A 19,181-nucleotide genomic window follows, 5' to 3' on the forward strand; every position below is an offset into this window, starting at 1 on the left:
GTTAAGCGGGCCTGTTGCCAGCCATCGATATGAACTACAAGAGGATTGTACTAAAATGCATTGACTCAACGGTCATTGACCGTATAATTCCACGCGCTTCACCACTGCGAAGACATTCTTCTCCGTGCGCCCTTAGCTCAGTTGGATAGAGCAACGGCCTTCTAAGCCGTAGGTCAAAGGTTCGAATCCTTTAGGGCGTACCATTTCAAATCAAGCGCTTACTTAATCCCTCCCGCTTCGACTTTTTCCTTATGGGACATATTTGGGACATCAATCCCGAAAATCGAGTCAATTTGAATACACGCTTAACTTGTTCATGCGGTCTGGCGATCGGCATATATCAGGAATACATACCATAGCGCTGTTTATTTGTTCCGCCGATAACGTGGATTTCGTTTGTGACGTGGTCAGGTAAACAAAAGCCCCGAAATAGCGGGGGAAGGATATTCATGAAAACAAAGCAATTACTGCTGTTTGTGCTCTTTATTTTTGCGCAATGTACTCATGCTCAGGAACACTACAATTTTGAAGATGTAAAACCTGCAGTTGTTGAATTCTTTAAGCACGGGGCAGGGAATCCTGATGGTTGCGATATGCTCCAGGAGCAGCTCGCAAAAAATCCAAAGGATGAGCAAACAAGAAAAATGATGACTGGTTTCTGTGATAGCGACCTAGATACAACCAGGCCAGTCACTTTCACAGAAATGTTTGTGCATGATTCTGAAGGGCATCCATTTGTTTGCGGCATCATTTCTGGTGAGACTCAACTGGGCCGAAAAATAGGCGCGCGTTTTATTGCTGCCGAACCATATCATTTGGTTCTGGGCTTCAAGTATTCACGACGACCGATAGCGTACGCGACGGGTGATGGTTTTTTGGTCGATGAATATCGTTCTCAGGTGAAAGCCTTCAATGAACTTTATGCAAAAGTATGCAGCTGAATTAAATACCCCTTTGTTTATCCTTCAGTTCGATAACGCCCTGGCACTCAGCGCACGTCTGGCAGCCGGGAACGGCAGCGCGCCGCGCCCTGGACAGCCTGCTTAGGCATGTTGACGATCTGGTCGTCAGGGCGGCAAACATCGACAGGATCTTATTTGAATCCCGTGTCTTATCGCGACTGACCTCCCGCCAGGTGACGCTGTTCAATATTATGCTGGCAACCTGACCCGCATCTGTATAATACCGGCGAACGCGTGCTTTCAGCCTCGCGCTGAGGTCGGGTAAGTATTAAGAGGGAATGATGTCCGGTATTGCGCATTATTATGAACACCAGCAGATAAGCAGCCCGCAACAAGTGGCCACGCTATCGGCACAGTCGCCCTCTGCCGGGATGACGCAGACCAGCGTACCCGCCTCCTTTTCGCAGTTAACGCATTCTTCGCAGCCGATCATCGCTCAGCCTGCGACACGCTCAGCGCAACCCGCCGATCGCCGCCAGGCATCGATTGCCGCCACGCCCGCCTCGTTTGAGCAGCTGGGGCAATACGCCAGCCTGCAGGGGTGGAGTGAAAATCAGCTTGCGCTGATGAAACGCTTACCTCAGTACCGGAACAGCCGCACCGGGCCCGCGTGGTCGCCGGTCGGAGGCATCCGTGGGATCCGTAATAACAACCCCGGCAATCTGGAAGCCAGCTGGGCCTTTACCTGGCAGGGACAGAATGGCACCGACGGGCGTTTTGCCACCTTTGCCTCCCCGGAACACGGCATCCGCGCGCTGGGCGTAAATCTGCTCGCCTACCAGCGGCGCGGGCTGGATACCATCAGTAAAATTATCTCCCGCTGGGCACCGCCGCAGGACAATAACAATACCAACGCATATATCCAGAACGTCAGCCAGGCGCTTGGCGTCTCACCGACTACCCGGCTGGATGTGGCCTCGCCCGCGGTCTTAACCGCGTTGAGTAAGGCCATTATTCATCAGGAGAATGGGGACGTGCCCTTTTCCGATGAGACGATTGCGAGCGGGATATCATCGGCGCTGGGAATGGCGGCGCTGTCGGACAGCCCAACGCCGGTATTGAAAGTGTCAGCTGGCGAGCACGCGATCGCGGGCAATGATCTGATGGATAAGCTCACTGGCCGGTAGCGGCTTGAAGAAATAGTATCCCTGTAAAAAATCGATCTGCTTTCGGCGTAAATAGTCGGCCTGCACTTTGGTCTCCACCCCTTCGGCAATGATCTTCAGGCGCATGTTTTTCGCCAGGTCGATCACGCTGTCTACCAGCCGCGTATCGCCATTCCCACCAATCTGGCTGACAAACAGCTTATCAATCTTAATAAATTCAGGATTGAGGGCTGAGATATAGGACAGATTTGAATAGCCGGTGCCAAAGTCATCCAGCGCCAGCGAAATATTGGCCTGGCGCAATGCGGCAAACCAGTTACTCAGCTGCGGCGTGAAATGCAGCGGATGCCGCTCGGTGATCTCCACCACCACGTGGCTCTGATTGGCATTGAATTTACTCAGCATGTCGCGGGTATCATATTCAAAACCAGGATCGAGACAGTTTTGCGCGCTGATGTTAATACAGATATAGGTCCCGACCGGGAAGCGGTGGATCTGATCCTGCAGATCGGCAATCACCTGCTGCATCAGCTGGTGGGTCAGGGGAACGATCAGATCGTGCTTTTCCGCCAGCGGAATAAACGCATCGGGTGCCACAGCCCCGTACAGCGGATGGCGCCAGCGGGCCAGCACTTCGATCCCGGCAATTTGACCGGTGCTGGCGTTCATAAAGGGCTGGTAAAAGGGCACAATCTGCCGGTGTGCAATCGCCGTGCGTAGCGCGCTGGCTGAGGCGCTAAACTGCCCCGAAAAATAGCGGGTTAACCTGGCATTCAGGCTGGCCCGCAGTTTGTGAATGTTAATCATGGTCAGTTTCACCGCGGCCTGGGTCAGGCAACCGGAAAACCGGTGGCCTGACAGGGGCTATATCATCTGGCTGGCGTCAGAACTGCACCCAGTCGCCCGAGGGTTGCGCCGGGGCTTTTTTGCCCGAGGCTGGCGTGACGGCCCGCGCGGCGACGCCACTCTGTGACTGCGACACTTTGAATATCGCCACTACTTTCTCCAGCTGGACGGCCTGATCCTCCAGCGAACTGGCAGCGGCAGAGGACTCTTCCACCAGGGCGGCGTTCTGCTGGGTGGTGGTGTCCATCTCGGCCATCGCCTGCGCGATTTGCGCAATGCCGCGGCTTTGCTCATCGGTCGCAGCGGCGATCTCGCTCATGATGTCGCGAACCTGGGCGACAGAGCTTTCGATGCGGGACATCGCTTCCCCGGCCCCCTCCACCAGGTTAAAGCCGTTATCGACATACACCACCGATTCCCCGATCAGGTTTTCAATCTCCTTCGCTGACTGGGCGCTGCGCTGGGCCAGGGTACGTACCTCGGCGGCGACGACCGCAAAGCCTTTGCCCTGGTCCCCTGCACGGGCAGCTTCCACCGCGGCGTTCAGCGCCAGAATGTTGGTCTGGAAGGCGATGCTGTTGATGACGGTGGTGATCTCCGAAATACGGTGCGAGCTTTGACGCACGTTCTTCATGGTGTCGATCACTTTCTGCGAAATCTGGCTGCCTTCGGTGGCATTCACCGAGGCTTCCTGAGCGAGGGCGCGGGCATGGTTGGCATTCTCAGCGTTCAGCGCCACGGTGGAGGTGAGCTGTTCCATACTGGCCGCCGTTTCGACCACCGCGGCAGACTGCTGCTCGGTACGCGACGACAGATCCATATTGCCGGCGGCAATTTCGGAGGCCGATCGCGCCACGCTATCCACACCGTTACGCACGTCATGAATGATGTTTTTCAGGTTCTCATTCATGGTAGCCACGGCGTTCATCAACATACCCGGCTCGTCGCGGCGATTGCTGCTGAGGGTCGCGGTGAGATCGCCTTTGGCAATCTGTTCGGCCACGCGCAGGGTCTCGCTGAGAGGACGTGTAATGGAGCGGGTGATCGCCATTGCCAGCAGCACGGCCAGCACGATACCGATCGCAGCGACGATCGCCATCTGGTACTCAACGCCGTCGACGGTATTCGCGACTTTTTTCTGCTGTATGTCAAACAGCGTCTGGATGGCCTTCGTCAGGACCTCCGCTTTGCCGGTTAAGGTATCGGACAGGGTAGCCTGCTCATTCCAGACGGCTCGGTAATGTTCCAGCTCAGGGCCGATGTTCTGAATGTTCTCAAGGCTTGCCTGTAACAGCGATTTTTGAGCCTCAGGCATTAACTGAAGTAGCTGGCCGACATCGGTTTTGCCGACCTCCAGCCGGGACTGGATCTGTTTCTCCATGTCTGAGGTCGGGTGCTGTTTATACAGCGTCATCTGCGAGTCGATATCGCTCATCGCAAAGGCCACCTGCCCGGCCAGGAGCGCAGTTTCAGGCGACATAGACGGCTCCCGGCTCAATCTGGACACGATTTCGGCGTTGTCGCACAGCACCTGCGAAGAGACCTTTTGTTCACTCTGTTTCTTTTCAGACAGGGCTTTGGTAAAGGAGACCAGGGTAATGATGTAGCTGTTCACGGCTGCGGTAGTATTGTCCAGAACCGTTTTGCCTTCCGGCGACCAGCTATAGGTCTCCAGCTGGGCAATAGTGTCCTGCATCTGCGTGGTGGCGGCATTTACCTGATCCAGATACGTTTGATCGAGCGTGTACTGGAAATTGGTTCGGCCCAGACGCACGGCAGACAGGGCATTGAACAGGTTCGTGGTTAAGCCGTTTTTATCCACTTTATCCTTGATATTGTTAAGCCCCAACAAGCCCGATGACAGGATCGCCAGCGTCACCAGCAGGACGACTGCAAAGCCGAAAAATAATTTTCGGCTGACTTTTAAATTTAGAAAGCGATTAACTATGCTCATATATCTTCCACTATCGGTGCATGCCGATAAAAAGTGTTTTTATGCTATTTTTGCCATCATTAACGGGAGGTGAATTCCCTGGCGTTGGTCATCAAAACGTAAAAAAAAGCCCCTCGCATTAATGCTCAGGGCGAATGCCTGGGTTGACATCACTCACTCAGACTATCTGGTTTCTCCCTTTTATTATCAGGCTGAGGCGGGAGTTCACTCATCCTGTAATATACCGGTATCACATCCTGATAATTAATCATGTAGCCACGCCCCTTAATGTTGCGGATAAAATCTGCGGGAAGTCCCAGCAGACCCAGCTTTTTATTCAGGTTGTTCAGAACTTGCCACAGTCGCTGCGTGGAAGGACACAGGTTATTCTCCTCCCAAATTTTGTCGAACAGCTCTTCTTTACTGATCGCGGTGCGCCGTCCATGCTCCAGCAGATAGAGAAAAAGCCTGAGCATAGTTTCATTAAAATAGATTGATGCAAATACTATACTTTTATCGGTGTGGCTACCGGTAAGCCGATACAGCCTGCGATTTGAAATATCGAAGTGAATCTCATCACCGATCATAAATCCATAGAGTCGATAGCCCATTTATTTCATACCTGGATAATTAAATAAAATACCGATCCCGACCTGCACGCCGAACATAAATCCACACCGTTTATGTGGGGGATTATATGGCTGCTATGAATGCTTTCCAATACACACCCCGGTGCGCTACAGCAAAGCGGTTGAGAAACCCTCGTGTGTAGTCCTTTTGTTGCTGTAAACCAGATTTTCGGTATTAAACGCTGCCTGATTTTCTGTTACTACGCTTTTATCCTGATTTTGCATAATGAGGCGACGCATCAAGATGAAATGGTGTATTTAGGCATCACGTTAGCATTTTTCACTGATAGTTGAAGGGCGATCCGCATACCGTTTTTCTGTGTTCTCAGAATGCGGCGAACAACGAAAAAAGAGGAGTGAAGTTATATGATTTATACTGAATCAGAAGTGCGCTATCGCCTCGCTTAACGTGGCCGTCCGGCGGTTTTTTGACAACCAGGTGATTGATAAATATTTTAAAAAATCTGAATCAGAAATTTGATGAACGCCATCCTTTGCCAATGAGCCTGTGGTCATGAAATGAAACCTGTTTTTCTGATTAACGAAACCGTCCTGTTTGAGCCGGAAGCCCGCCGCCTGTGCTCGCTTACTGACTACCCGGCGCGGGCAGTCATTCTGCATGGGCCGGTGAGTGAGTGCCTGCTTCAGCTCCTCGAGCAGAATGAGCAGGTGCTGACGCAGCGCTATTTATTTGCCGCCGTGTGGGAGAAACAGGGCACCGTCGTGACCACCAACGCCCTTTACCAGACCATCGCCTCAATCAGAAAAGCGCTGAAATCGGCCGGGCTGGAAGAGAACGTCATTATCACTGTTCCGAAAGCCGGGTTTAAATCCGTCGCTCGGCTGCGGGTCGGTACCCAGGCGGAGTTTATCGAACGGAATAAAACCATAACTAACCCCGATTTAGCCGAGGTATCCTCCGAAGTCGTCAAACCCGACATTCTGCCCCCTGCAACGCAACGCTCCCGCCATTTCTGGCGACCGGCTATGGGTTACTGGCTGGCAGGCGCGCTTTTTTTACTCTCCTGCGGTGTACTGTATCCGGAACTCAAACCCGCTGAACCGGTATTTGTCGGCTATCACCCCATAGGCACCATTGATGGCTGTGAGGCCTACTCCTCGTGGAATGAGACAGAGAAAAGCCAGAGGATGTGGGCCTCGCTGTCTCAGCGTTTTCCGCTGACCTGTAAAAAGGGCGAGGTGGCCTATATGACGCTGAACCGCGCGCAGTTGGGAATATCGGTGATTATTTGCGACCGTGCGCCGGAAAATCGCGAGGCGCGCTGTGAATCTATTTTTTACAGGCAACCCTACTATGACAATGAATAAGCAGCTGTTGCGCTGGTGTGTTATTTTTCTGGCGGCTATCTCCCCGCTGCTTGTTGCCGGTTATTTGCATTATCAGCGTAATAATTTTAGCTGTGAGACCCATGCGACTATTGTCGAACAGCGGGCGGTTATCGATATGGTAATGAATTTTTCGTTTAATGACGGTGTCGGGAGTTACGACGCCACCGGGGAGTATATTGAAGAGAATAAACCGCCAGTGGCAATCAGTAATAAGGTGGGGTTCACCTACTGGCGTGAAGAGGGGGAGGTAATTCTGGTCTCTAACGAAACCAATGTCCTGCCGAAGAAACATTTAAACTATCTCGCCTATGTCCCGGACTTCTTTCAGCACCGGGAGCGGGGAATCAGATTGAATATTCTTCCCGCCAATGCTGACAGCTATTTTTTTACCTACAGTAATTCGCCAGTGATGTATTGTACGAAAGGATAACCCCGCACCATCAGAGGTGTTTAGACTTCCTTTTTTACTTTGTTGCCCCTGTTTACACTTGATCATATAAAGATAATGAGTATAGTTCTCATTCTCTTTAGTGTTTGCGGGCGCGTAGGGACTTTCCCGCATCAACAGTGAGTGCAGATCTCACACGGAACACTGAGTGTTATCGGGGGACGCTGCACTGGCCTGACGGCCTGAAACCATAATCCTAATCGCAAACACCAGGCGACGCAGACGTCCTCCTCAAATTTGATTTGCACGGTAAAGGATGTTCCTGATGACCAAAAAATTGTCCGCCCTGGCGCTGCTGGTGGCTGTCTCACTCAGCGGCTGCGCTACTCAGCACACTGCGACAACCGCGCCTGCTGCTGATGCCCCGAAACCTGCCGCCCCCGCGCAAACCAACGTCGTAAAACGCGATCTGGCTGACGGCCTGTACGAAATGGTCCTCAACCCTAAAGGCGATGCGCTGTACGTTGCCAGCTCCGAAGGCTTTAAGGATGTGCAGGGCGGAGTGGTGTATAAGCTCGATCCCACTACCCTGAAAACCCTCGGCCGCAGCCATACCGATCTGAAAAACTTCGCTCTGGCCATCTCCCCGGATGGTAAAACCGTCTATGCCACGAACTCGCTGGACGGCGGGATCAGCGCCATCGACACCGCTGACGGCAAGGTGAAAAAACGCCTGCTGTTTACCGAGCGCAACAAAGAGGGCTACCCGTACGGCGCGTGTCAGGTGTTACTGCATAACGACGTGCTGTACATCGGCGGCGTGGCCGATCCGGCGGTGATCTGGGTGGTGGATGCAAAAACGCTGAAGCTGAAAAAAACCATCAAAAACGCAGGGCAGTGGGTCACCGGCCTGATGTGGTCTGAACAGACCCAGCGCATTTACGTGGCAAACGGCGGCGGTGAGATCCTGGTGCTGGATCCTAAGAACAACCGTATCGAAAAACGCTGGAAGCCGCTCGGCGACAAACCGGCGCTGCTGCTTAATCTGGCGGAAGACAAAGCGACGGGCCGCCTGTTCGTCACCGACAACTCGAAAGCCAAAACCACCCTGGTGCTGGATATCCATACCGGTGAAGTCATTAAGCAGCTCGACGTGGGCGACTCGCTGGCGGTGAAATTTAACCCGGCGCGCAACGAGCTGTACATCACCCAGCACGAAAGCGGCAAGCTGCTGAGCCTGGATGCCACCACTTATGCCGTGAAGCAGAGCTGGGAGCTGCTGCCGAACCCGAACAGCCTGCTGCTGTCGGCGGACGGCCAGACGCTGTACGTCACCGTGAAGCAGGCCTTTAACAAAGACCACTCCACCAACGGGCCGGACAGCGTTGTGCGTATCGCCCTGAAATAATCTTTCTCATAACAATTAAGGCCCGGCAACGGGCCATTTTGCGCGTATTTTGAACGGGTTAATCATGAATAACACCAGAAGAATGAACAAGACGCTGCTGGCCCTCGCCATTGGCGCGGTCGCCCATTCCGCCGTGGCGGCGGAGAGCAAAAAAGAAGAGACCATAGTGGTGCAGTCTGCTGCCAGCGACTTTAAACCCGGCGGCGACCAGCTGGTGCCGGCCTTCCTCGACGGGCAGGTGGCGAACGGCGGACGCATGGGGATGCTCGGTCAGCAAAATGCGATGGACGTGCCCTTTAACATCATCAGCTACACCTCCAAACTGGTGGAAGATCAGCAGGCGCGGACCATTGGCGACGTGGTGGCGAACGATGCGGGCGTCCAGTCCGTGCAGGGCTACGGCAACAGCGCGGAGAGCTACCGCATCCGCGGCCTGAAGTTCGACGGGGATGACATGACCTTTGGCGGTCTCTCCGGCGTGCTGCCGCGTCAGGTGGTGGACGCGCAGATGGTGGATCGCATTGAGATCTTCAAAGGGGCCAACTCCCTGATGAACGGCGCGGCCAGCTCCGGCGTCGGCGGGATGATCAACCTTGAGCCGAAACATGCGGGGGCCACGCCGCAGGCGAAAGTGGGCGTCGATTACACCTCAGATTCGCAAATTGGCACCACCCTGGATGCCGGGCGTCGTTTTGGCGACAGCGACCAGTTTGGCGCCCGGGTTAACGTAGTGCACCGTGAAGGCGAAGCGCCGGTCGCCAACGACCGCCGTCGCACCACGCTGCTCTCCACCGGCCTGGACTATGCGGGGGATAAGTTCCGCAGCTCCGTAGACATGGGCTATCAGAAGAAAACCTTCCACGGCTCGGAAACCGGGGTCAACGTGGCTGGCGTGAACTTCGTGCCCGAGCCACCGAAGAACGATCGCAACTACTCGCAGAAATGGGCCTACAGCAATATCGAGAACGAATTCGGTATGTGGCGCAGCGAATACGACATCACCGACAGCTGGACCGCGTATACCGGTCTGGGGGCCCAGCACGCCCATGAAGAGGGGCTCTACAGCGGCGCGAAGCTGGTGGACAAGAGCGGCAAAGCCACCGCGTCCCGCCTGGATACTAACCGCATCAGCGACAGCGTGAGCGGCATGGCGGGCATCCGCGGTAACTTCGCCACCGGCTTTGTGACCCACAAGGTCAACGTCGGCTACTCGGCGATGACCAAAAACGAGAAGATTGCGTGGAAGATGTCGGCGGCGAAGGATAACCCGGTTACCAATATCTACCACAACACCGGCGTGGATGCGCCGCCGAGCACCAACTCCAACGGGGCGGGCGGGAACTACAGCGATCCGCTGACCAGCGGCCGCACCCGCACTCAGGGCTGGCTGCTGAGCGACACCCTTGGCGTGCTGGATGACAAACTGCTGTTCATTGTGGGTGCCCGTCATCAGAAAGTGGTGATCCGCGGCTATAACAAAGTGACCGGGATCGAAAACGCGGGTGACAGCTTCGACGGCGACCGCTGGATGCCGACCTACGGCGTAGTCTACAAGCCGTGGAACGAGATCTCGCTGTATGCCAACCACACCGAGGCACTCCAGCCGGGTAAAACCGCGCCCAACACCGCCTCCAACTACGGCCAGAGCACCGGTATCGTCCACTCTAAGCAGAACGAAGTGGGCGTGAAGGCCGATTTCGGGCGCGTTGGCGGCTCGCTGGCGCTGTTTGAGATCAAAATGCCGTCCGCCATTCTCGACAGCCAGACCAAATACTACGGCCTGGATGCCGAGCAGCGTAACCGCGGCGTTGAGCTGAACGTCTTTGGCGAGCCGGTGCTGGGCCTGCGCCTGAACGCCAGCGCCACCTGGCTACAGGCGGAGCTGACCAAAACCAACAACGGTGTTAACCAGGGCAACGACGCCATTGGCGTTCCATCATTCTACGGCGTGCTGGGCGCAGAGTATGACATCAAGCCCATCGACGGCCTGACCGCCACCGCTCGCGTGAACCACTCCGGTTCGCAGTATGCGGATCTGGCCAACAGCAAAAAGCTGGACAGCTACACCACCCTGGATCTGGGCATGCGTTACCGCTTCGCGGTCAACAACGACCAGAACCAGATGACCGTTCGCGCCGGGATTGAAAACATCACCGACGAGAACTACTGGTCAAGCGTGGACGACGGTGGCACCTACCTGTTCCAGGGTGAGCCGCGCACCTTTAGGGTTTCCGTCGGCTACGAGTTCTGAGTTCGACCCTCGTTATCAGGGCAAGGATGCCCTACCTTTCTACTGTTATAAAAATGTAATCAATTGTTCTTATAGTGTTCCCACTTTGTCATTTCTTAGCCTAAAGACAGGAAGCCATCGTGGGTAAACCTCTTAAGTCCGTATTCAAAAAAGAACATCGTGACGATGTCAGCAATCCCAGCGCTAACCCGGTATTTTCCAGCGTGGCGGAGATATTCCTCTCCCGCCGCCGCTTTTTGCAGATGGGCGCCGTTGCCGGTGCCGCCGCCTCTTTCCCTTTTTTACTCAAGCCTGAAAACGCCCTGGCTGCGGTTTCACAGCCTTCAGCCCTGAGCAAAGCGGTCTCGCTCGGCTTTACCAGCATTCCGGTCTCGACCGAGGATACGGTCAGGGTGCCCGAGGGCTACATCGCGCGTCCTTTCTACCGCTGGGGCGATGCCACCGGGATCAAGGGCGCTATGCCAGAGTTCAAATTTGACGCCAGCAACACGACAGACGAGCAGGCGGCGCAGGCGGGCATGCACCATGACGGCATGGCGTGGTTTAGCCTGCCGCAGGGGGAAGAGAACCCCAGTCATGGCCTGCTGGCGATGAACCATGAATATATCGATAACGGCATGCTCTTTACCGACGGCACCGCCAGCTGGAGCCTGGATAAGGCGCGGAAAGGCCAGAACGCCATGGGCGTATCGGTTATCGAAGTGAAAAAGAGTGGCAGCGACTGGGAAGTGGTGCGCCCCTCCGGTTTTGCCCGCCGCATCACGGTGAACACCCCGATGCAGCTCACCGGCCCGGCGCGCCAGCAGACGTTAATGAAAACTGCCGCCGATCCTCAGGGCGAGCAGGTGCTCGGCACCATGCAAAACTGCGCCAACGGTTATACCCCCTGGGGAACCTACCTCACCTGCGAAGAGAACTGGTCGGATATTTTCGTCAAGAAAGGCGAGCGTAACGCGCTGGAGAAGCGCTACGGCATCAGCGACAGCGATGAGTCCTATCGCTGGAGCGAGGTGGACGACAGGTTCAACGTGGATAAAACGCCTAACGAGCCGAATCGCTTTGGCTGGGTGGTCGAGATCGACCCGTACAACCCGAACTCCACGCCGCGCAAGCACACCGCGCTGGGGCGCTTCAAGCATGAAGGTGCCGCCGTCACCCTGGCCGCTGATAAGCGAGTGGTCACGTATATGGGCGACGACCAGAAGTTTGAGTACATCTACAAATTTGTTTCCGACAACCAATACAATCCGGCGGATCGCGAAGCCAGTATGCAGCTGCTGACCACCGGCACGCTCTACGTCGCCAGATTCAACGACGACGGCTCCGGTGAGTGGCTGCCGCTGGTCTTCGGCCAGAACGGCCTGGATAAGAGTAAAGGGTTTGAAAGCCAGGGCGATCTGCTGATTAAAACCCGTCTGGCGGCCGACGCCGTGGGGGCGACTAAGATGGATCGTCCGGAGTGGATTGCGGTCGATCCGCACAGCAGCGGCAGCGTTTACTGCACGCTGACCAATAACAGCGATCGCGGCAAAGAGGGCAAAGCGCCGGTGGATGCGGCCAACCCACGAGCCAATAACGCTTTCGGCCACATTATGCACTGGCACGAAGAGGGCGGGGATCCTGCAGCATTACGCTTCAAATGGGACATCCTGGTGCTGGCCGGGCGAACGGACACTACGGATGAAAAGGCGAAGGGCAGCATGAAGGGCGCCGAATTTGGCAGCCCGGACGGCCTGTCGTTTGACCATCAGGGCGTGCTCTGGATCCAGACCGACGTCTCCTCCAGCACCATTAACAAGAAAGCCTATGAGGGGATGGGCAATAACCAGATGGTGGCGACCATTCCGGGCACCAACGAGTATCGCCGTTTCCTGACGGGCCCGCGCGGCTGCGAAATCACCGGCATTGCCTTCACTCCCGACAACCGCACGCTGTTTATTAATATTCAGCATCCGGGCGAGGGCGGGGATGACATTACCGACCCGGCAAACCCGCGCGCCGTTTCTAACTGGCCGGACAACAATCCGCAAGGGCGTCCCCGCGCCTCGACGGTGGTCATCACCAAAGCGGACGGCGGCATTATCGGCTCGTGATCGGCTCCCGCCGGGCAGCAACCGTTGCCCGGCGTTTAACTTGCTCCCGTCTGCCTGAAGTGTTAAAAGGTGCCCCTTCCATAAAAAGAGACAGGGGTAAGACGTGAAAAACGCGTCATCCGCTTCAGGCAAGGGTCTTGCTGAAGCCTCGTCGGAACAGACACCGACGCTGCATCGTGGTTTACAGAACCGACATATTCAACTTATCGCCCTCGGTGGCGCTATCGGCACCGGGCTGTTCCTCGGCATCGGTCCCGCGATCCAGATGGCTGGTCCCGCCGTGCTGCTGGGGTATGCCATCGCGGGTATTATCGCTTTTCTGATCATGCGCCAGCTTGGCGAGATGGTGGTGGAAGAGCCGGTATCAGGCTCCTTCGCGCATTTTGCCTATAAATACTGGGGCCCGTTTGCCGGCTTCCTCTCCGGCTGGAACTACTGGGTAATGTTCGTGCTGGTGGGCATGGCGGAGCTGACCGCCGCGGGCATCTACATGCAGTACTGGCTGCCGGACGTGCCAACCTGGATCTGGGCAGCGGTGTTCTTCATCATCATTAACGCCGTAAACCTGGTGAACGTGCGCCTGTACGGTGAAACCGAGTTCTGGTTCGCCTTAATCAAGGTGCTGGCGATCATCGGCATGATCGGCTTTGGCCTGTGGCTGCTGTTCTCCGGACACGGCGGCGAGCGGGCAACCATCGACAACCTCTGGCAGCACGGCGGTTTCCTCGCCACCGGCTGGAAAGGGTTGGTGCTGTCGCTGGCGGTGATCATGTTCTCCTTTGGTGGGCTGGAGCTGATCGGCATTACCGCCGCCGAAGCGCAGGATCCGCATAAAAGCATTCCGAAAGCGGTCAACCAGGTGGTGTACCGTATTCTGCTGTTCTATATCGGTTCGCTGGTGGTGTTGCTGGCCCTCTATCCGTGGGTGGAAGTGAAATCCGACAGCAGCCCGTTTGTGATGATTTTCCACGATCTGAACAGCAACGTGGTGGCTTCGGCGCTGAACTTTGTGATTCTGGTGGCCTCGCTGTCGGTTTATAACAGCGGCGTCTACTCCAACAGCCGGATGCTGTTTGGCCTCTCCGTGCAGGGTAACGCGCCGAAATTTTTAACCCGCGTCAGCCGTCGCGGCGTGCCGGTCAATTCGCTGCTGCTCTCCGGGGCCATCACCTCGCTGGTGGTGCTGGTCAACTATCTGCTGCCGCACGAAGCCTTTGGCCTGCTGATGGCGCTGGTGGTCGCGACCCTGCTGCTGAACTGGATCATGATCTGCCTGGCGCACCTGCGGTTCCGCGCGGCGATGCGTCGCAAGGGGCGCGAGACGCAGTTCAAGGCGCTGCTTTATCCGGCGGGTAACTACATCTGTATCGCCTTCCTGGCGATGATCCTGGTGCTGATGTGCACTATGGACGGCATGCGCACCTCGGCCATCCTGCTCCCGGTGTGGGTTGTGTTCCTGTTTGTGGCGTTTAAACTCTCCCGCAAGAAGTAGTGCGGCTTTCGCCCGGTAAGCGCAACGCCACCGGGCCTGGAAAACTGCAATGCCCGGCGGCGCTTCGCTTGCACGGGCCTACAAAACCCGTAGGCCGGGTAAGCGCAGCGCCATCCGGCACCTCTCCGCACCCATCCTCACCTTTATCGTGACCCCCCTCCCACTTCTTAATCGATCAACGGGATCTTTATTTTGTAATCGATTACTTTTCATTTGATACGATTTGTAATCGATTACTTTTTAAGGGTGGGGCGGATCATGGTGTCAACAACTGAAAGTAGTGGAAAGGTGATAGGGCAGCACCGAATGCTGGTGCCGCGCCTGTCGCTGATGATGTTCCTGCAATTCTTTATCTGGGGTAGCTGGTCGGTGACTCTCGGTCTGGTGATGACTCAGCACAACATGTCATTGCTGATCGGGGATGCCTTCTCCGCCGGGCCGATTGCCTCCATTTTGTCGCCGTTCGTCCTCGGCATGCTGGTGGACCGCTTCTTCGCCTCGCAAAAGGTGATGGCGGTGATGCACCTGGCCGGGGCGGCGATCCTGTGGTTCGTCCCTGGCGCGTTAATTGCGGAAAACGGTGCGCTGCTGATCGGCCTGCTGTTTGGCTACACGCTCTGCTACATGCCGACCCTGGCGCTGACCAACAACATCGCCTTCCACAGCCTGGCGAACGTCGATAAAACCTTCCCGGTGGTACGCGTGTTTGGCACCATCGGCTGGATTGTGGCCGGGATTTTCATCGGCGTCACCGGCGTGGCCTCCAGCGTCACCATCTTCCAGGTGGCAGCGGCCAGCTCCGTCCTGCTGGCGCTCTATAGCCTGACCCTGCCGCACACGCCGGCTCCGGCCAAAGGGATGCCGGTGAAGATGCGCGATCTCTTCTGCGCCGACGCCTTTGCGCTGCTGAAAACCCGTCACTTCTTTATCTTCTGCCTGTGCGCGATGCTGATCTCCGTCCCGCTGGGCACCTATTACGCCTACACCGCCTCCTATCTGGCGGATGCCGGGATCGCGGATGTCAGCACCGCCATGTCCTTCGGCCAGATGTCCGAAATCTTCTTTATGCTGGTGATCCCGCTGCTGTTCCGCCGTCTGGGCGTGAAGTACATGCTGCTGATCGGCATGCTGGCGTGGTTCGTCCGTTACGCGATGTTTGCCCTGGGCGTGAGCGAAGAAGGGCGCTTCCTGCTGTACCTCGGCATCCTGCTGCACGGCGTCTGCTATGACTTCTTCTTCGTGGTGGGCTTTATCTACACCGACCGCGTGGCGGGCGAAAAGGTAAAAGGCCAGGCGCAGAGCATGATCGTGATGTTCACTTACGGTATCGGCATGCTGTTGGGCTCACAAATTTCCGGCGCGCTGTACAACCGTCTGGTAGCCGGGCAACCCGTGCCTGAGGCGTGGGTGACATTCTGGTGGATCCCGGCAGTCGCTGCTGCTGTGATTGCACTCGTTTTCCTTGTCTCGTTCAAATATGAAGATGACAAGGCGTAATTTCTGGAGGTGGTATGAGGACGATTAAAGGCCCGGGAATTTTTCTGTCGCAGTTTATCGGCGGGCAACCACCGTTTAACACCCTCGACGGGCTGGCAGGCTGGGCAGCGGAAAAGGGCTATAAAGCGGTGCAAATTCCCTGCAACCATAAAGCGATTTTTGACGTAGAGCTGGCGGCAGAGAGCCAGACCTACTGCGATGAGATAAGCGGCAAACTGGCGCAGCACGGGCTGGTCATCAGCGAACTCTCCACCCATCTGGAAGGGCAGCTGATTGCCGTAAACCCGGCGTACGACGAGGCGTTTGATAACTTCGCCCCACAGGCGGTGCGCGGTAATGCCGCCGCCCGCCAGGCGTGGGCCACCGATATCGTCAAAAAGGCGGCAGCGGCTTCGGCCCGGCTCGGGTTAACCGCCCACGCCACCTTCTCGGGCTCGCTGGCCTGGCCGTTTATGTACCCCTGGCCGCCGCATAACGAGGCGCGTTTCCAGGAGGCGTTCAGCGAGCTGGCCCGCCGCTGGCGGCCGATACTGGATGCCTTCGACGAGCAGGGGGTGAACCTCTGCTATGAGATCCATCCCGGGGAAGATCTGCACGATGGCGTCACCTTCGAGCGTTTTCTGGCGCTTCTGGACAACCATCCGCGCTGCAACATCCTTTACGATCCCAGCCACCTGCTGTTGCAGCAGATGGATTACCTGGCCTTTATCGACCACTACCACACCCGCATTAAGGCGTTTCACGTCAAGGATGCCGAGTACCGCCCGAACGGGCGCAGCGGCGTCTATGGCGGGTATCAGAGCTGGATCAACCGCGCCGGACGCTTCCGCTCCCCGGGCGACGGGCAGATCGACTTTAAGGGCATTTTCAGCAAGCTGACCCAGTACGACTACGACGGCTGGGCGGTGCTGGAGTGGGAATGTTGCCTGAAGGACGGTGACACCGGGGCGCGGGAAGGGCGCGAGTTTATCTCCCGCCACATTATTCCGGTTTCCGATCGGGCGTTTGACGATTTCGCCGCAGGAGAACTTCATGATTAACGTCGGCATTATCGGCAGCGGCTTTATCGGCCCGGCGCACATTGAAGCCCTGCGCCGCCTCGGCTTCGTACAGGTCGTCGCCCTGTGCGACGGCTCGCTGGAACAGGCGCAAGAGAAGGCCCGGGCGCTGAACATTCCTCATGCCTGTGGCAGCGTGGACGAACTGCTGGCGCACCCGGATCTGCACGTGGTGCACAACTGCACGCCAAACCATCTCCATGCGGAGATCAACCGCCAGATCCTGCGGGCCGGAAAGCATGTCTTTTCCGAAAAACCGCTGTGCATGACCCCGGACGAGGCGCGGGAACTGGTGGCCCTGGCGGAGCAGGCGGGTGTGGTGCACGGCGTGAGCTTTGTTTATCGCCAGTTTGCGATGGTGCGCCAGGCGGCGAGCATGGTCGGGGCGGGCTCGCTCGGACGGCTGTTTGCCGCTCACGGCAGCTATCTGCAGGACTGGATGCTGCTGGAAACCGACTATAACTGGCGGGTCGACGCGGCGCTCGGCGGGGCATCGCGCGCGGTGGCGGACATCGGTTCCCACTGGTGCGATACCATTCAGTTTCTGACCGGACGGCGCATCACCGAGGTGATGGCCGACCTGTCGATCGTCTGGCCGACCCGCAAGGCCAACGTGGCCGGGAACCAGACCTTCAGCCAGGCGGGCGATGCGGTGTATGAAGACAAGCCCGTCACCACTGAAGATTTCGGCTCGGTGCTGTTCCGCTTCGACGACGGCAGCAAAGGCAGCTTTACCGTCTCGCAGGTGAGCGCAGGACGAAAAAACCGCCTCAGCCTCGAGGTCAACGGCAGCGAGGGTGCCGTGGCTTGGGATCAGGAGGTGCCCCAGCAGCTGTGGGTGGGCCATCGCGCCCGGGCCAATCAGACGCTGACGGACGATCCAGGCCTGATGAACCGCGACGTGGCCGACAGCGCCCACTTCCCGGGCGGCCATATCGAAGGCTGGCCGGACGCCTTTAAGAACATGATGGCGCAGTTTTATCGTGCAGTGCAGGCGGGCAGGATGCCGGATAAGCCCGTGTTTGCCACCTTCCATGACGGGGCAAACGTGATGTATATCATTGATGCAATAGTAAAAAGCCATCAGCAGCAGCGCTGGATCAGCGTCGCGCAGTAATTCCTTGCCCGGTGCGCCGGGCAACCCATTTATGGTAGCCTGCTGCTAACGCTAACTGCAGGATCACTCGTCGCTATGTCAATTCAGAAAATCGCCCAACTGGCGGGCGTCTCGGTGGCGACGGTATCGCGCGTGCTGAATAACAGCGATACCGTCAAAGCCAAAAACCGCGATCGCGTCTTGCAGGCGATTAAAGAGGCTAACTACCAGCCCAATCTTCTGGCTCGTCAGCTGCGCACCTCGCGCAGCTATATGATCCTGGTGATGGTCTCCAATATTGCCAACCCGTTCTGCGCCGAGGTGGTGAAGGGCATTGAGGCGCAGGCGGAGAAAAATGGCTACCGTATTCTGCTCTGTAACTCCGGTTCCGATATTGAACGCTCCCGCTCGGGACTGAGCCTGCTGTCCGGCAAAATGGTCGACGGCATTATCACCATGGACGCCTTTACCCGCCTCACCGAGCTGGCGGCGCTGATTGGCGATGCCCCCTGGGTGCAGTGCGCCGAATACGCCGATGCGGGGGCGGTCTCCTGCGTCGGGATTAACGATGTCGATGCCTCCCAGCATGTGGTCAGCCGCCTGGCCGACGGCGGACGTCAGCGCATCGCTTTGATCAACCACGACCTGAGCTACAAATATGCCCGCCTGCGCGAGCGCGGGTACAAGAGCGTGCTGCATCTGCGCGATCTGTCGTATCAGGCCATTGAGTATGCGAGCGATCTCAGCGCCGCAGCCGGAATGGCGGCAATGACCAAACTGCTGGCGGCAGAACCGCGCCCGGACGCGGTGTTTGCGGTCTCCGATACCCTGGCCGCGGGCGCGTTACGTGCCATCGAAAAGGCAGGGCTGCGCGTGCCGCAGGATATTGCCGTGGTGGGCTTCGACGGCACGGAGCTGTCGGAGATGGTCTCGCTGACCACCATCGAACAGCCGTCGCGGGATATCGGGCGCAAGGCGGTCGATCTGCTGCTGAACAGAATCGACAACCCCGACGCCGCGACCGAGCGGGTGATGATGAACTGGCGCTTTATTTCCCGCGCCAGTACCTGAG

Annotated in this window: 15 protein-coding genes, 1 tRNA gene and 1 pseudogene; 13 read left to right on the forward strand and 4 right to left on the reverse strand. The window is 57.0% G+C overall.

Annotated elements, in window-relative coordinates:
• Window positions 1-126 precede the first annotated feature (126 nt).
• Window positions 127-203 (forward strand) — tRNA-Arg (locus ES815_RS15180).
• A gap of 246 nt (window positions 204-449) precedes the next feature.
• Entirely contained in the window at window positions 450-941 is a 492-nt protein-coding gene (locus ES815_RS15185) for a hypothetical protein (protein ID WP_142488510.1), read from the forward strand.
• 1 nt (window position 942) lies between these two features.
• On the opposite strand, the pseudogene ES815_RS23970 reads toward ES815_RS15185, so the two are convergent.
• Window positions 943-1,029, reverse strand: a pseudogene (locus tag ES815_RS23970) (TraR/DksA family transcriptional regulator); the annotation flags it as partial.
• Between the two features lie 214 nt (window positions 1,030-1,243).
• On the opposite strand from ES815_RS23970, the gene ES815_RS24160 reads away from it, so the two are divergent.
• Window positions 1,244-2,089, forward strand: a complete 846-nt coding sequence (locus tag ES815_RS24160) for a hypothetical protein (protein ID WP_142488511.1) — start codon at window positions 1,244-1,246, stop codon at window positions 2,087-2,089.
• On the opposite strand, the gene ES815_RS15200 is transcribed toward ES815_RS24160, so the two are convergent.
• The 3 genes from ES815_RS15200 to ES815_RS15210 form a co-directional block, all read right to left on the reverse strand.
• A complete protein-coding gene (locus ES815_RS15200) occupies window positions 2,030-2,875 on the reverse strand; it encodes an EAL domain-containing protein (RefSeq protein ID WP_142488512.1) in 846 nt (281 codons plus the stop codon). The two genes, ES815_RS24160 and ES815_RS15200, sit on opposite strands and share 60 nt — an antisense overlap.
• Before the next feature lie 76 nt (window positions 2,876-2,951).
• The gene (locus ES815_RS15205; protein ID WP_142488513.1) at window positions 2,952-4,868 is read right to left on the reverse strand and encodes a methyl-accepting chemotaxis protein; all 1,917 of its coding nucleotides are present in this window, start codon (window positions 4,866-4,868) and stop codon (window positions 2,952-2,954) included.
• A gap of 149 nt (window positions 4,869-5,017) precedes the next feature.
• Entirely contained in the window at window positions 5,018-5,458 is a 441-nt protein-coding gene (locus ES815_RS15210; RefSeq protein ID WP_142488514.1) for a transcriptional regulator, read from the reverse strand.
• 537 nt (window positions 5,459-5,995) lie between these two features.
• Here ES815_RS15210 and ES815_RS15215 point away from each other — a divergent pair.
• The 10 genes from ES815_RS15215 (at window position 5,996) to ES815_RS15260 (ending at window position 19,180) form a co-directional block, all read left to right on the forward strand.
• Complete coding sequence (locus ES815_RS15215; RefSeq protein WP_142488515.1) at window positions 5,996-6,805, forward strand: winged helix-turn-helix domain-containing protein; 810 nt, start codon at window positions 5,996-5,998, stop codon at window positions 6,803-6,805.
• Window positions 6,792-7,256, forward strand: a complete 465-nt coding sequence (locus ES815_RS15220) for a hypothetical protein (protein ID WP_142488516.1) — start codon at window positions 6,792-6,794, stop codon at window positions 7,254-7,256. The genes ES815_RS15215 and ES815_RS15220 overlap by 14 nt, the downstream gene beginning before the upstream one ends.
• 283 nt (window positions 7,257-7,539) lie before the next feature.
• Complete coding sequence (locus ES815_RS15225; protein ID WP_142488517.1) at window positions 7,540-8,622, forward strand: YncE family protein; 1,083 nt, start codon at window positions 7,540-7,542, stop codon at window positions 8,620-8,622.
• 64 nt (window positions 8,623-8,686) lie between these two features.
• Window positions 8,687-10,873, forward strand: a complete 2,187-nt coding sequence (locus tag ES815_RS15230) for a TonB-dependent receptor (protein ID WP_142488518.1) — start codon at window positions 8,687-8,689, stop codon at window positions 10,871-10,873.
• A 119-nt stretch (window positions 10,874-10,992) separates the two neighbouring features.
• Window positions 10,993-12,966 carry a PhoX family protein gene (locus ES815_RS15235; protein ID WP_142488519.1) on the forward strand — a complete coding sequence of 658 codons (1,974 nt, stop codon included), beginning with the start codon at window positions 10,993-10,995 and terminating at the stop codon, window positions 12,964-12,966.
• 103 nt (window positions 12,967-13,069) lie between these two features.
• Window positions 13,070-14,458: a phenylalanine transporter gene (gene pheP, locus ES815_RS15240; protein WP_142488520.1), complete on the forward strand. Its 1,389-nt coding sequence runs from the start codon at window positions 13,070-13,072 to the stop codon at window positions 14,456-14,458.
• A gap of 258 nt (window positions 14,459-14,716) precedes the next feature.
• A complete protein-coding gene (locus ES815_RS15245) occupies window positions 14,717-15,955 on the forward strand; it encodes an MFS transporter (RefSeq protein WP_142488521.1) in 1,239 nt (412 codons plus the stop codon).
• 14 nt (window positions 15,956-15,969) lie between these two features.
• A complete protein-coding gene (locus ES815_RS15250; protein WP_142488522.1) occupies window positions 15,970-16,995 on the forward strand; it encodes a sugar phosphate isomerase/epimerase in 1,026 nt (341 codons plus the stop codon).
• On the forward strand, window positions 16,988-18,130 hold the full coding sequence (locus ES815_RS15255) for a Gfo/Idh/MocA family protein (protein ID WP_142488523.1): 1,143 nt from the start codon (window positions 16,988-16,990) through the stop codon (window positions 18,128-18,130). Before ES815_RS15250 ends, ES815_RS15255 begins: the two co-directional genes overlap by 8 nt.
• A gap of 75 nt (window positions 18,131-18,205) precedes the next feature.
• Window positions 18,206-19,180: a LacI family DNA-binding transcriptional regulator gene (locus ES815_RS15260; RefSeq protein WP_142488524.1), complete on the forward strand. Its 975-nt coding sequence runs from the start codon at window positions 18,206-18,208 to the stop codon at window positions 19,178-19,180.
• Window position 19,181 lies beyond the last annotated feature (1 nt).

Origin of the sequence: Leclercia adecarboxylata, assembly GCF_006874705.1 — a bacterium.
Lineage (GTDB): Bacteria > Pseudomonadota > Gammaproteobacteria > Enterobacterales > Enterobacteriaceae > Enterobacter > Enterobacter adecarboxylatus_C.

Coding starts and splice junctions, on each gene's coding strand:
- ES815_RS15185 (WP_142488510.1), top strand. CDS start 450: ATGAAAACAAAGCAATTACTGCTGTTTGTGCTCTTTATTTTTGCGCAA.
- ES815_RS24160 (WP_142488511.1), top strand. CDS start 1,244: ATGTCCGGTATTGCGCATTATTATGAACACCAGCAGATAAGCAGCCCG.
- ES815_RS15200 (WP_142488512.1), bottom strand. CDS start 2,875: ATGATTAACATTCACAAACTGCGGGCCAGCCTGAATGCCAGGTTAACC.
- ES815_RS15205 (WP_142488513.1), bottom strand. CDS start 4,868: ATGAGCATAGTTAATCGCTTTCTAAATTTAAAAGTCAGCCGAAAATTA.
- ES815_RS15210 (WP_142488514.1), bottom strand. CDS start 5,458: ATGGGCTATCGACTCTATGGATTTATGATCGGTGATGAGATTCACTTC.
- ES815_RS15215 (WP_142488515.1), top strand. CDS start 5,996: ATGAAACCTGTTTTTCTGATTAACGAAACCGTCCTGTTTGAGCCGGAA.
- ES815_RS15220 (WP_142488516.1), top strand. CDS start 6,792: ATGACAATGAATAAGCAGCTGTTGCGCTGGTGTGTTATTTTTCTGGCG.
- ES815_RS15225 (WP_142488517.1), top strand. CDS start 7,540: ATGACCAAAAAATTGTCCGCCCTGGCGCTGCTGGTGGCTGTCTCACTC.
- ES815_RS15230 (WP_142488518.1), top strand. CDS start 8,687: ATGAATAACACCAGAAGAATGAACAAGACGCTGCTGGCCCTCGCCATT.
- ES815_RS15245 (WP_142488521.1), top strand. CDS start 14,717: ATGGTGTCAACAACTGAAAGTAGTGGAAAGGTGATAGGGCAGCACCGA.
- ES815_RS15250 (WP_142488522.1), top strand. CDS start 15,970: ATGAGGACGATTAAAGGCCCGGGAATTTTTCTGTCGCAGTTTATCGGC.
- ES815_RS15255 (WP_142488523.1), top strand. CDS start 16,988: ATGATTAACGTCGGCATTATCGGCAGCGGCTTTATCGGCCCGGCGCAC.
- ES815_RS15260 (WP_142488524.1), top strand. CDS start 18,206: ATGTCAATTCAGAAAATCGCCCAACTGGCGGGCGTCTCGGTGGCGACG.